Origin of the sequence: Streptomyces fuscigenes (assembly GCF_021556455.1) — a bacterium.
GTDB lineage: Bacteria > Actinomycetota > Actinomycetes > Streptomycetales > Streptomycetaceae > Streptomyces > Streptomyces fuscigenes.
Map to the genome: position 1 here is coordinate 1 of NZ_JAKGCV010000134.1, position 12925 is coordinate 12925.

13 protein-coding genes are annotated in these 12925 nt (G+C 72.1%); 8 read left to right on the top strand and 5 right to left on the bottom strand.

What is annotated here, in order from left to right; all coding sequences use genetic code 11:
* The coding region (locus tag L1885_RS13520; protein ID WP_235797330.1) for an RcpC/CpaB family pilus assembly protein at positions 1–385 on the top strand (385 nt) is incomplete at its 5' end.
* A 135-nt stretch (positions 386–520) separates the two neighbouring features.
* Positions 521–1015, top strand: a complete 495-nt coding sequence (gene mscL, locus L1885_RS13525) for a large conductance mechanosensitive channel protein MscL (RefSeq protein WP_235797331.1) — start codon at positions 521–523, stop codon at positions 1013–1015.
* A 22-nt stretch (positions 1016–1037) separates the two neighbouring features.
* Here the strand turns inward: mscL and L1885_RS13530 are convergent, their stop codons facing one another.
* Entirely contained in the window at positions 1038–1277 is a 240-nt protein-coding gene (locus L1885_RS13530; RefSeq protein WP_235797332.1) for a hypothetical protein, read from the bottom strand.
* 92 nt (positions 1278–1369) lie between these two features.
* Here L1885_RS13530 and L1885_RS13535 point away from each other — a divergent pair, with 92 nt between their 5' ends.
* The 3 genes from L1885_RS13535 to L1885_RS13545 all read left to right on the top strand — a co-directional run bounded on the left by L1885_RS13535 (position 1370) and on the right by L1885_RS13545 (position 4529).
* Positions 1370–2626, top strand: a complete 1257-nt coding sequence (locus tag L1885_RS13535) for a low temperature requirement protein A (RefSeq protein WP_235797333.1) — start codon at positions 1370–1372, stop codon at positions 2624–2626.
* Positions 2619–3674 (top strand): P1 family peptidase, encoded by a 1056-nt coding sequence (locus L1885_RS13540; protein ID WP_235797334.1) that lies wholly within the window; start codon positions 2619–2621, stop codon positions 3672–3674. Before L1885_RS13535 ends, L1885_RS13540 begins: the two co-directional genes overlap by 8 nt.
* 123 nt (positions 3675–3797) lie before the next feature.
* Positions 3798–4529, top strand: a complete 732-nt coding sequence (locus L1885_RS13545) for a DUF6227 family protein (RefSeq protein WP_235797335.1) — start codon at positions 3798–3800, stop codon at positions 4527–4529.
* 381 nt (positions 4530–4910) lie between these two features.
* On the opposite strand, the gene L1885_RS13550 is transcribed toward L1885_RS13545, so the two are convergent.
* On the bottom strand, positions 4911–5906 hold the full coding sequence (locus L1885_RS13550) for a sigma-70 family RNA polymerase sigma factor (RefSeq protein WP_235797336.1): 996 nt from the start codon (positions 5904–5906) through the stop codon (positions 4911–4913).
* Positions 5907–6069: 163 nt separating this feature from the next.
* Here L1885_RS13550 and L1885_RS13555 point away from each other — a divergent pair, with 163 nt between their 5' ends.
* Positions 6070–6621, top strand: coding sequence for a GNAT family N-acetyltransferase (locus L1885_RS13555; RefSeq protein WP_235797337.1), 552 nt, complete (start codon positions 6070–6072; stop codon positions 6619–6621).
* A 177-nt stretch (positions 6622–6798) separates the two neighbouring features.
* Here L1885_RS13555 and L1885_RS13560 read toward each other — a convergent pair whose 3' ends face one another.
* Positions 6799–7575, bottom strand: a complete 777-nt coding sequence (locus L1885_RS13560) for a dioxygenase family protein (protein ID WP_235797338.1) — start codon at positions 7573–7575, stop codon at positions 6799–6801.
* A gap of 226 nt (positions 7576–7801) precedes the next feature.
* Here L1885_RS13560 and L1885_RS13565 point away from each other — a divergent pair, with 226 nt between their 5' ends.
* On the top strand, positions 7802–8317 hold the full coding sequence (locus tag L1885_RS13565; protein ID WP_235797339.1) for a MarR family winged helix-turn-helix transcriptional regulator: 516 nt from the start codon (positions 7802–7804) through the stop codon (positions 8315–8317).
* Between the two features lie 220 nt (positions 8318–8537).
* On the opposite strand, the gene L1885_RS13570 is transcribed toward L1885_RS13565, so the two are convergent.
* Positions 8538–10103, bottom strand: coding sequence for an MFS transporter (locus L1885_RS13570; protein WP_235797340.1), 1566 nt, complete (start codon positions 10101–10103; stop codon positions 8538–8540).
* A 337-nt stretch (positions 10104–10440) separates the two neighbouring features.
* Positions 10441–11106, bottom strand: a complete 666-nt coding sequence (locus L1885_RS13575; protein ID WP_235797341.1) for a TetR/AcrR family transcriptional regulator — start codon at positions 11104–11106, stop codon at positions 10441–10443.
* A 652-nt stretch (positions 11107–11758) separates the two neighbouring features.
* Between L1885_RS13575 and L1885_RS13580 the strand changes: the two genes are divergently transcribed.
* Positions 11759–12925, top strand: a 1167-nt coding sequence (locus L1885_RS13580; RefSeq protein WP_235797342.1) for an SCO2321 family membrane protein, incomplete at its 3' end; no start/stop codon positions are given.

Consider the following 12925-nt stretch of genomic DNA (forward strand, 5'->3'; position numbering starts at 1 on the left):
CGATCCGCTCCCCGCGGGCGCGGAGGCGGGCGCCGCTCCAGCGGCAGGGCGCCCACGCACGCCCTCGGCGGGGTCGGGGAGGGGGCGGACCGTCCTCGCGCCGGTGCGCATCTCCGACGCGGCGACGGTGGGCCTGCTGCGCCCGGGCGACCGCGTCGACGTGATCGCGACCCCCGTCCCCCCGCCGAGCGGCGCGCAGGGCGGCCGGCGGGAGCCCGCTGGGCGGATCGTCGCCGCCGGCGTCCGCGTGCAGGAGATCCCGGACGCCTCCGCGGACGCGGGCGTCGAGGGGGGAGCACTGCTCGTGCTGTCCGTGACCCGTGCCGTCGCCGCGGATCTGGCATCGGCGGGAGTCGCGTCCCAGCTGGCGGTGACGGTGTGCTGACCCGCAGCGAAGACACCCCGCGGGTTGCGTTGAAACGTCAACCCGGTGGGTTCCCGGATTGGACAGCGCAGCCCTGCCCTGACGTAGGTTGCGGAGCGGACTGCCACCCCCGCACGGGCGAAGAAAGGCTCTCGCGTGAGCAAGGAGAAGGAGAGCGTGCTGGCGGGCTTCAAAGCCTTCCTGATGCGCGGAAACGTGATCGATCTCGCGGTCGCGGTCGTCATTGGCGCGGCGTTCACCAACATCGTGAACGCGGTCGTCAAGGGCGTGATCAATCCGGTGGTGGGCGCCTTCGGCACCCAGGACCTGGACAAGTACAGCTACTGCTGGGAAGACCCCTGCTCGACGGCCAAGGACGGCACGACGCACGGCATCGAGATCCTGTGGGGGACGGTCCTCAGCTCCGCCCTGAACTTCCTGATCACGGCGGCCGTCGTCTACTTCCTGATGGTGCTGCCCATGTCCAGGTTCCTCGCCAGGCGGGCCCGCATCATGGCCGCGAAGGAGCAGGCCCCGGTGGACGAGGTCGTCCAGGACAGCGAGCTGGAGGTGCTCAAGGAGATCCGCGACACACTCATCTCCCAGCGCGGCCCGAGCGACAGCGGCACCACCGTTCCGCGCAGCCGCTAGAGCCCTCGGCCGGGCCGTCCCCTCAGATGTGGTGGGGCGGCTTCTCGTCGAGGAAGCGCGCGAGATCGGCGGCCGAACCGGCTCCCGCCGACGGCCGCTCGCCCCACCCGTCGTCACTGTCGTCGGCCGAGCGCTGGTCGAGCGGGTCCTCGAAGACGAGAACGGGACGGGCGGGCGGCCGCGGCGACGGCTGTGCCGGTGCGGCCGGTTCCGGCCGTCCGGCGCCTTCGGGCTCGGGCGCCGGGTCAGAAGCGGTGGTCATCCCTCAAGCCTACGGCGGCCGTGCCGGCGCGCGGCCCGGCCCCGAGGCGTGCCGACTTCCACGGCGACTGCGGAGTCTGATGTCCTTGGCGCATGACGTCGGTGGGCCCCGGACAAAGGACGACAGCCATCGTGCGGCGGATGACCGCGCGCGAGAGAGACGAGGAGCACCGCGCCTCGACTCCCCTGGAGCTCCTCTTCGATCTCTGCTTCGTCGTCGCGGTGTCCCAGGCCGGCCGGCAGCTGGTGCACGACCTCGTGGAGGGCCGCGCCGGCGCCGGCGTCAGCGGCTACCTCTTCGTGTTCTGGGGCATCTGGTGGGCCTGGATGAACTTCACCTGGTTCGCCTCGGCCTACGACAACGACGACGTGCCCTACCGCGTGACGACCCTGGTGCAGATCTGCGGGGTGCTGATCTTCGCGGCGGGCATTCCGCGGGCCTTCACGGACAACGACTGGACGCTGAGCGTCATCGGCTACCTGGTCATGCGGCTCGCGATGACCTCCCAGTGGCTGCGTGCGTCGGCGTCCGAGAGCAGGGGCAGCGGCGGCCGGAGGACCGCCCTGCGCTACGCGGTGGGTGTCGCGGTGTGCCAGGCGGCGTGGGTCTTCCTGCTGGTGGTCCCCTCGGGGACGACGCGGTGGCTGTTCGTGGTCCTGGCCGTCGCGGAGATGCTGGTGCCGCTGGTGGCCGAGCACGGCCAGGAGACGCCCTGGCACCCGCACCACATCGAGGAGCGCTACGGCCTCTTCACGCTGATCGTGCTCGGCGAGACGATGTCGGCGGCCACCGTCGCCGTGCAGTCGGCACTCGAGGAGCACGACGCGCTGGGCCGGCTGCTTCCCATCGCGGGCGGGGGCGTGCTCATCGTGTTCGCGGCCTGGTGGATCTACTTCGCCGCACCGGCCCACGAGAGGCTGTCGACCGACCGGCAGGCCATCCCCTGGGGGTACGGGCACTACGCCATCTTCGGCTCGGCCGCGGCGATCGGGGCGGGGCTCGAGGTCGCGGTCGAATACACGGTGGGTGGCGCGGACATCTCCGCCAGGGCGGCGGGAGCGGCCGTCACGGTGCCGGCGGCGGTCTTCCTGATCATGGTGTGGCTGTTGCACGCGCGGCACTTCAAGCGGGGACCTGCCCAGCAGATGGTGCTGCCTCTGGCCGCCGCGGCCGTCCTGTGCTGCCTGTTCGCGGGCAACTGGGCCGTCTTCGCCGCGGGAATGGTGTGCGCGGCCACCGTCGCGGTCGGTGTGGGCCTGGGCCGGGGCACCCCGGAGGGCCCGGTCTCCGGTGGCGCCTCGCGGGAAGCGCTGCCGCCGGCGGAAGCGGAAGGAACTCCGAGTGACTGACGGACAGACGGCCGGCGCGCTCACGGACGTGGCGGGCCTGCGAGTGGGACATGCGCAGGTGACGGGTGAGCTCGCGCTGACGGGCACGACGGTCGTGCTCGCCCCCGAGGGCGGGGTCACCGCCGCCGTCGACGTGCGGGGCGGTGGTCCCGCCACGCGGGAGACGGACGCGCTCGATCCCCGCAATCTGGTGGAGCGCGTCGAGGCCCTCGTGCTGACGGGCGGCAGTGCGTACGGGCTGGACGCGGCCTCCGGCGTGATGGCGTGGCTGGAGGAGCGGGGCAGGGGCGTGCGGATTCCCGACCGGGAGCACGTGGTGCCGGTGGTGCCCGCTGCCGCGGTGTTCGACCTCGGACGGGGCGGCGACTGGCGCGTCCGGCCGGACGCGGCGACGGGGCGGGCGGCTGTGGAGGCGGCCTCGGCGAGCGGAGACGGGGCAGAGGTCGCCGAGGGCTGCGTGGGCGCGGGCGTGGGAGCCCTGATCGGGACCATGAAGGGCGGGGTCGGGACGGCAGGCACGGTGCTCGCGGAGTCGGGGATCACCGTCGCGGCGCTCGTCGTCGCCAACGCGGCGGGCTCGGCGGTCGACCCCCTCACGGGCGTGCTGTACGGGCGCTACTACGAGGGACGTACGGCCCATCCGCCGGTGGAGGTCCACGAGGCGGCGCAGGCGAGGCTGGCCGATCTACGCGAGGCAGCGGGGACGCCCCCGCTGAACACGACGCTGGTGGTGGTCGCGACGGACGCCGACTTGACCCGCGCGCAGGCGCGGAAGATGGCCGGCACCGCGCACGACGGCATCGCGCGGGCGGTGCGTCCGGTGCACCTGATGAACGACGGCGACACGGTCTTCGCCCTCGCGACCGGCGGCTGCCGCCTCGGCGCCGGGCCGTTGGCGATCAACCCCGTGCTGGCGGCGGCCGCGGACGTCGTCACCCGGGCCATCGTGCGGGCGGCCCTCGCCGCCGAGAGTGTGTCGGGCCCGGGCGGCGTGTTCCCCTCGTACCGGGACCTTTACGGGCCTGACAGTGTGTCGGAGGTTCAGTGACGGAAGCCGAATGAAATTCTCCGAATCGCGCCATGTTTTCCGAAACTCTGGACGTGATCTCAGCCCAAGGGGCTACGGTATGCGTTCACAAAGTGACACCTGGCGATGTCGGGGAGATCCCTCTTGAACGGTCCGTACGAGACGACCGAGACGCATGTCCAGCGCCTTCTGGAACGCTCGCTCAACTCCTTCGTACTGCCCGACTCCGTGATCGGGCGGCTCGACTCCGCGCTGGCACACGCCAGTTCGCTGTCCTCCGCGCATCACAGCAAGGGGGAGCACCGCGAGACGTACCGGCACACGTTCCTGCTCCTGGACAGCAGCGCGCTGACCCTGTGGGAGGTCGTGCACACGTCGGGCCGCGACGGCGCGCCGCTGCACGAGCTGTACGTCTCCGAGGCGGACGCCCGGGTGGCCGCGGCGGAACTCTTAGGCCAGGAGCCCCGCCTGGACCTGGACGATCTCGCACGTTCGGGGCTCGACTGCCGCGTCTCGCCCGAGGAGGTACTCGCGGCTCCGCCCTCCGCGCTGCCCAGGCTCTACGTCAACGACAACTCCTCCGACCACGCCCGCAGGGTGCTCAGGCGCGCCGAGAACGCCGACCGCCCCGGCGAGGACACCGCCGCACTGCTGCGTACCGCCTTCGCGCACCACATCGCCCAGGTGTTCGGCCACTGGAACCAGAGCGCGGGATGCATGCTCTACGAGCACGCGTTCCTGCTGATCGACGGCGCCGAGGCCAGCCTCTGGGAGGTCGAGCACACCGCCACTCCGGACGGCCGGCACATGTGCGAGGTCTACGCGGACGAGGCGGCCGCCCGGGCCGCCCTGGAACTCCGGGCGCGCGTGCGCTGAGCCGCCCCGGGCGACCACCGAGACACCCGCCAGGAGCCGCGTCCGTGCACCGGGCCGTGACGCGCCGTCGCGGCCGTCTCGACCCCGACAACAGCCGCCGCCTCGTCCCGCCAGGGTGCTCACAGGGCCTCTGCCGGCGCTGGAAACGCCACCGCCGCTCGCGAGCGGATCGCGCGCCAGGAACGGACGAGACCCGCCGACCGGCCGACGAACCCGCCTCTCCTGGCGCCGCGGCGGCGCCGGGAGAGGGATTCGGCCGCTGTTCCGGTTCCGGACAGGGGAGAGCCCCGGCGCCTGGGGGGGTTGGCACCGGGGCTCGTTCTGGGGTGATGGCGAAGATCGCCCTCACAAGGTCGACCCTACGGGTAATGCGGTCGCGCGTCACGCCGCCGCGTCGAAGCCCGTGTCCCTCGCCATCTTCTTGAGTTCGAGCAGCGCGTGCTTCTCGATCTGGCGGATCCGCTCGCGGGTCAGGCCGTGCTCCTTGCCCACCTCTGTCAGCGTACGCTCGCGGCCGTCCTCGATGCCGTAGCGCATCTTGATGATGGAGGCCGTGCGCTGGTCGAGCCGGCCGATCAGGTCCTCCAGCTCCTCGCTGCGCAGCAGGGTCAGCACCGACTGCTCCGGGGAGACGGCCGACGTGTCCTCCAGGAGGTCGCCGAACTGCGTGTCGCCCTCGTCGTCGACGGACATGTTCAGGCTCACCGGGTCGCGGGCCCAGTCCAGCACGTCGTTGACCCGCTCGGGTGTCGTGTTCAGCTCGACCGCGACCTCGCCGGGCTCAGGATCCCTGCCGTTCTCACGGTTGAACTCCCGCTGCACGCGGCGGATCCTGCCCAGCTCCTCGACGAGGTGCACGGGAAGCCGGATCGTCCTCGACTGGTCCGCTATCGACCGCGTGATCGCCTGGCGGATCCACCACGTCGCGTACGTGGAGAACTTGAAGCCCTTCGCGTAGTCGAACTTCTCGACCGCGCGCACCAGTCCCGCATTGCCCTCCTGGATCAGGTCGAGCAGGGGGAGGCCGCTGCGCGGGTAGCGCCGTGCCACCGCCACCACGAGGCGGAGGTTGGACCGGATGAAGACGTCCTTGGCACGCTCACCCTCGGCGACCAGCGCCTCGAGCTCCTCGCGCGACGCGCCTGCCGCATCGCTCGTGATCTCGCCGTCGAGGATCTGGCGGGCGTAGACGCCTGCCTCGATGGTCTGGGACAGCTCGACTTCCCTTGCGGCGTCGAGCAGCGGGGTCCGCGCGATCTCGTCGAGGTACATGCCGACCAGGTCGCGGTCGGCGATCTCCCCGCCAGTAGCGCGAACACTGTTCGCCTCGGTCGTTCCGCGCGAGGCAGTGCGACGGGCGACGGCACGGGTTGCCATGCGAGCTCCCTTGCTGGACTGAGTAGGTCGCGGCACCCGATCGGGTGCCCTGCTTCCGGTGGTAAGAACGCGTGGAATCCGGACAGAATTCCCATGCCGTCCACCGTTTTCGTGATCATGCAGTACCCTGTCCGGCCACACCGACTCCCGAAGGAGGGGAATCATGCGCGACGCGGGACCAGAGGTGCAGGTCAGGCCGGGGGTCGAGGCCGACATCCAGGCACTCGTGGACATCTACAACCACTACATCCGCGACACACCCATAACGTTCGACACCACCACTTTCACTCCCGCCGGGCGGATCGAATGGCTGCGGTCCCATCCGGAAGACGGGCCGCACCGGCTGTTGGTTGCTCAGGATGTCCCGTGTGCCCGGGTTCTCGGGTACGCAACCAGCAGCGCCTTCCGCCCGAAGGCCGCCTACTCGACGTCCGTGGAAGTGAGCGTCTACTGCGCGCCCGAGGCCCGGGGGCGCGGCGTCGGCACGCTGCTGTACGAGGCCCTCTTCGAGGCACTGGCGGGCGAGGACCTCAACCGCGCGTACGCGGGGGTCACGCAGCCCAACGAGGCCTCGGTACGACTGCATGAGCGCTTCGGCTTCCGCCACGTCGGCACGTACGCGGAGGTGGGCCGGAAGTTCGGCAGGTTCTGGGACGTGGCCTGGTACGAGAAGGCTCTCGGCGGAGCCCGCGCGGCCGCGCCCGCCTCCGTCTGAGACCCGATCCGACCCGCGGCCGCGGGTCGGATCGGGCCGGGCCCGGCCCCCGTCGGTGCGCGCCTCATCCGGCCGGCCCCGGCCCGTGCGCCTCACATCCGGTCGGTCGCCGGTCGACGCGGAGGGGCGGGGGCACGACGGGCCGGCCCGTCCGTTCCCGCCGGCGCCCCCCGCGGCTCAGCCGAACTGCACCGAGCGCTTCGCCAGGCCCATCCAGAAGCCGTCGATGACGCTGCGGCCGCCGCCGAGCTCCTCCTCGGCGGTGCCGAGTGTGACGAACAGCGGCGCGAAGTGCTCCGTCCTCGGATGGGCCAGCCGGCCCGCCGGGGCCTTGTTCTCGAAGTCGAGGAGGGCGTCGACGTCCTGGTCGATCAGCGCCCGGTGGCCCCAGTCGTCGAACTCGACCGACCAGGAGGGAAGGCCTTCCTGCCGCAGGGCGGCCAGGTTGTGCGTGAAGAACCCGCTGCCGACGATCAGGACCCCCTCGTCGCGGAGCGGGGCGAGCCTGCGGCCCACGTCCATCAGCTTCCGCGGGTCGAGCGTCGGCATCGAGATCTGCAGCACGGGTATGTCGGCGGCGGGGAACATCTCCTTGAGAGGGACGTACGCGCCGTGGTCGAGACCGCGGTCCGGCACGTCCTGGACGGGCATCCCGGCGCCGCGCAGCAGCTTGCGGACGGACTCGGCGAGCCCGGGGGCGCCGGGGGCGGCGTACTGCACGCGGTAGTAGTGCTCCGGAAAGCCCCAGAAGTCGTAGAGCAGGGGGACCGTGGTGGTGGCGCTGAGCGCGAGCGGAGCCTCCTCCCAGTGCGCGGAGACCATCAGGATCGCCTTGGGCCGGGGCAGTCCGGCCGACCACGCGGCCAGCTCGCGCGTCCACAGCGGATCGTCGGCGAGTGGCGGCGCCCCGTGGGACAGGTACAGGCTGGGCATACGCTCTGCGGCTGCGTTCATGGGGCTGCCTCTCGCGGGTTGCGGCCGGGCCCGCTCGGCGCGCTGCCGCCGGGCCCGTGCCTGGGTACGAATGCCGTCGACACGGGGCCTCGTGCGGCCCCGACCGCGGCCGGCGTCCGGGGCCCCTCCGGCACCGGGCCCACCGGTTTCTTTGAAGTCTCAAGCAATTACCTTGGGAGATTAGCCCGAACTGGTTAAACGTTCAAGGATAGGTAGAGTGCTGACCATGACCACGCCATCCAGTCCGCAGGGCGACGACGGGTCGCGGTGGCTCAGCGACGAGGAACAGCGGGTCTGGCAGTCGTACCTGCACGGCACGCTCCTGCTGGAGGACCACCTGGACCGCCAGCTCCAGCGGGACGCCGGCCTGCCGCACATCTACTACGCCCTGCTCGTCCACCTCTCCCACGCTCCGGACATGTCCCTGCGGATGACGGAGCTGGCAAAGGGCATCAAGATCACGAGATCGCGGCTCTCCCACGCCATCTCGCGCCTGGAGGCGAGCGGCTGGGTACGCCGGGAGGACTGCTCCTCCGACAGGCGCGGCCAGCTGGCCTGCCTCACGCAGAGCGGACTCGCGAAGCTGCGCGAGTCGGCGCCCGGCCATGTGGCGGCGGTACGGCAGGGTCTCTTCGACCGGCTGAGTCCGGAGCAGGTGGTGCAGCTGGGCGAGATCATGCGCGCGATGACGGCGGGGCTCGAGCCCGAGAGCCGTGGCGCGGACCTCCCCTGGCGCCGCTGACCCTGCGAGGGCGCAACGCCGCATGCGTCCTCCCCCACGGGATTCGTAACGCCCCCGGACGCACGTGATCCGCCCCGGCGGCCGCGCTCTGCGCGGTGCCGGGGCGGATCAGCCGTGGCGGACATCAGTCCCGTGGTCCGGGGATTCGGGCGGCGGGCCGGACGGTCTCCCCGGCCTCACGGCACGGCCGCCGAAACCGCCGCCCGTGGCCCCTCACGGGTCAGTGCATGGCGACCGGGAGCTGGACCTCGTCCTCGGTCCCGGCGTCCTCGCCGGCACCGGTCGAGCTGACCGTGGTGGTGCCGGGACGGCCCGCGTTGATCGCCGTGGTGGCGATGGCGGCGGCCACCGCGAGGATGCCCACGGCGACCCAGATGGCAGTCGTGTAGCCGTGCACGAGGCCCTGCGCCTGGACCAGCTTCTGGCCCACCGCACCGGCCGCGGCGGGCGCGTGGTGCGTGGCGAGGAACGTGCCCGTGGCGGAGGCCGCGATCGTGTTCAGGAGCGCGGTGCCGATGGCGCCGCCCACCTGCTGCGAGGTGTTGACCATCGCCGAGGCGACACCCGCGTCACGCGGCTCGATGCCGTGGGTGGCGAGGGACATGGCCGGCATGAAGGCCGTACCCATGCCGAGGCCGAGCAGGATCATGCCGGGCAGGACCACACCCGCGTAAGAGGAGCCGACCTCCAGGCGCGTCAGCAGCAGCATGCCGATGGCGGCGAAGAGGAATCCGGGACCCATCAGGGCCCGGGCGGGCACCTTGTTCATCAGCCGGGCGCCGATCTGCGTCGAGCCGGTGATCATGGAGGCGACCATGGGCAGGAACGCGAAGCCGGTCTTGACGGCGGAGTACCCCTGGACGACCTGCAGGTAGTAGGTCAGGAAGAGGAACAGGCCGAACATGCCGATGATCGCGAGACCCAGCGAGGAGTAGACACCGGCGCGGTTGCGGTCGGTGATCACACGCAGGGGCAGGAGCGGCGCGCGGACCTTCGACTCGACGAGCGCGAAGGCGGCCAGCAGGACCACGGTGGCCACGAACAGGCCGAGGGTGACCGGGTCGGTCCAGCCGTCGGACTCGGCGCGCGTGAAGCCGTACACCAGCGAGACCAGGCCGAGCGTGGCCAGGAACACACCGGGGATGTCGAGCGGGTTGCGGTTGCGGCCGCCCGCCGGCTCCCTGATCACGAAGAACGCGCCCAGCGCGGCGATGATCGCGAAGGGGATGTTCACGAAGAACGTCCAGCGCCAGTCCAGGTACTCGGTGAGGAAGCCGCCGAGCAGCAGGCCGACGGCGCCGCCGCCACCCGCGATGGCACCGAAGATGCCGAACGCCTTGGCGCGCTCCTTCGGGTCCGTGAAGGTCGTGGCCAGCAGCGACAGGGCCGCGGGCGCCAGCAGGGCGCCGAAGATGCCCTGTGCGGCACGCGAGCTGAGCAGCATGGCCTCGTTGACCGCGGCGCCACCGACGGCGGAGGCCGCGGCGAAGCCGAAGAGACCTATGACGAAGGCGCGCTTGCGGCCCCACAGGTCACCGACGCGTCCACCGAAGAGCAGGAGCCCGCCGAAGGCCAGCGCGTAGGCCGTGATGACCCACTGCTTGTTGGCATCGGATATGTGCAGGTCCACCTGCGCGTGCGGCAGGGCGATGTTCACGATGGTCGCGTCGAGCACCACCATCAGCTGGGCGAGGGCGATGAAGACGAGCGCCTTCCACCGGTTGGACGCCGCGTCACCGGTGTCGGAAAGGGGGCGCGAAGACCCGCTTTCGAGGGTTTTTGACATGGAAATATCCGCCTAAGGATGCTGAAGGACGGGAGCGCACGTAAGTCCGGGCTACGCTGCCGCGCTTACGAGGTGCCTGGTGTGCCACCCCGGTCAGTGGGTGGCGTGGTCTTCGGTGTGGACAGTGGTAAGGGGTGGGCCGTCGGCGCTCATGCGCGCACGGCGTGCCGGACACGCGGCCACCGCTGCGGATTCGGACCGCGGGCGGGTGCGCAGCGGCCCGCGTCGCGCGGGCCGACCGGCACGGGGCCGTGTGTCGGACAGGAGTGTCGGGGTGGCCCGGGAGGGCCCGTTCGGTTCGCTTCTTCGATTCGCTGTGTGTCTGGGTCAGGGCGCGTCAGGGGTTGGCGCGGCGCAGATCCTCCAGAGTCGCGGACCTGCCCGGCAGAGCGGACCTGGCAGGAGCTTCGAGGCCGTCCAGGAAGAGCTGCAGGTGCCGGTGGGTGAACCGGTCGATGTCCATGCAGCCCGTGCCGGGCAGCGGGCGGGAGAGCTGAGCGAGCGCCACCATCAGATCGCCGTGGCCCACGTCCTGACGGAGCCGCCCTGCCTGCCGGGCGCGCTCCATCATGGCTTCGACCGCCTCCGTCAGCCTCAGTCGCTCCACGTCGAGATCGGCGCGGTGCGGCTTGAAGTCGCCGGAGAGCAGCGTGCACAGGGCGCCGATCCGCTCGTCCGCCGCCTCGTGCACGTACCTGCACAGGGCGACGAACGGATCGGGCTCCTCCGCACTGACCCGCTCGGCCGATTCGACCGCGCGGGACATGACGCTGCGCACCACCTCGACGAGGAGTGCGGAGCGGTCGGGGAAGTGCCGGTAGAGCGTGGCATTGCCGATGCCCGCCCGGCGGGCGATCTCGTCCAGCGGCGCTTCGGGGCCGAACTCCACGAACATCTCACGGGCAGCCGACACGATCCGCTCCCTGTTGCGCAGGGCGTCCGCACGCGGCCGCGTGACGCGGTGTGCCTCGGCCTCCGTGCCGGGTCGGGTGGCGGTCTTCATGTCTGCCTTCTTCGTCAGGCCCGGTGGGCACCGGGTTCGTCCGTGGACGGGTCCACTCGCCGTTCACTCTCTGTCATGCATCCGTAAACGGGGATCGCCTCCCCACTTGCCCGGACACAGGTGCAAACGGGGAAGGGCTCCCCAGTTATTTCCCGGTCGTTTTGTGATCTGGGTCACAAAGCCGAGAAACCCACGATCGGCGCACCCAGCGCGCGGCGACACGCCGACGGAACGAGGGTGATCGACAAGGAGCAGTCAGGACGGCCGACTGCCGCGGACCCGAAGGGCGACCGCATGCAGCACAGGCGCCGGATACGAAGGCCGCGCATATCCGACGGTCACCACACCCCCCGTGACCAGCAAGGATCTGTCGGCCCCCGGCCGCAGGACACGCCCGGCGGACGGGAACGGCCCGCGCCGCGCTCGCCGGGGCCGGAGAGCTCCGAGGAGCCTCGGCAGCCCCCTTCCGGGGAGGCCTGGGCCGGGCACGGTGGACATGAACCGCCGCCCCCGTCCCGCGCCACCCGCTCCGGCCGGGCGACCAGCCCCGGCGCCCACCCGGGCCTGTCCGCCCGCGGCGGCCCGCGGTCCGGGCGTCCCGGTACAGTGGCCGGGTCCCCCCGCCGCCCGTCAGGGAAGTCGCGTCCGCACCATGACCTCCGCAGCCCGCCGCGTAGCCGCCGCTCTCGCCGCCTCCGCCCTGCTCTGCGGCGGCCTGGCCCTCTCCTCGGGCGGCGCCGCGGCCGCCACGCCCCACCCGAGCCACAGCGCGACGAAGGCCCCCGCCTACAAGCCGCGGACCTCGGACGCCGGGCTGTACGGCACGACGGACCCCGCACACGACGGGGTCAGCCGCCAGTCGCTCGCGATGCTGGGGCTGTACGCGGCGAACCGGCGCCCCGCGAACTCCGCGATCCGCTGGCTCCAGGCACAGCAGTGCACGGACGGGTCGTTCACCTCCTACCGGCCGGAGCCCGGCGCGCCCTGCTCGCCCGACGCCCCGCGGGACGTCGACGCCACCGCCCTCGGCATGCAGGCCCTCGCGAGCGTCGGCGGCCAGAAGCCCCGGCTGGACGCGGCACTGACCTGGCTGCGGACCCAGCAGAACACGGACGGCGGCTGGGGCTCGGCCCCCGGCGCGCCCACGAACGCCTCGACCACCTCGCTCGTGATCGGCACGGTCGCGATGATGGGCCACCGGCCGAGCTCGGTGCGCTCCCCCTACACCGACAAGCAGGCGTACGACGCGCTCGTCGGCATGGCCCTGCCCTGTTCGGTCGGCCACGGGGCCGGCGGCTTCTCCACCACCCTGCCCGCCCCCGGCCAGCGGCCCGTCGCGGACGCCCGCGCGAGCGCCGAGGCCCTGCTCGGCGGCATCGGCAAGCGCATGGTGGCCGCGCCCGTCCAGCCGGGCCCCGACCCGGTGTGCGACGCCGCAGGCGCGGGCACGCCCGAGGGCGTGGCCCGCAACGGTGCCTCCTACCTGGCGCCGCTTCTGTCCTCCGAGGGCGCCCACCTGACCACTGCCTCCGGCGCGGCGGACCCGGCCGCGACGGCCGACGCGGTCGTGGCGATGTGCGCCTCCGGATACGGCGGCAGGGCCGCCGGCGCGCTGCACTGGCTGGAGGCGCACGGCGACGCGTGGGCCCGGAAGGCCGGCCCCGCCGCGTACGCCCGGCTGATCTTCACCGCGCACACGGCGGGCGTCGACCCGGCCCGCTTCGGCGGTGTCGACCTCGTCAAGCGGCTCGAGGCGTACGGGCCGCCCGCGGCCGCACGGCCCACCCCGCGCCCGACCGGCACGGCCGGGGCGAGTTCG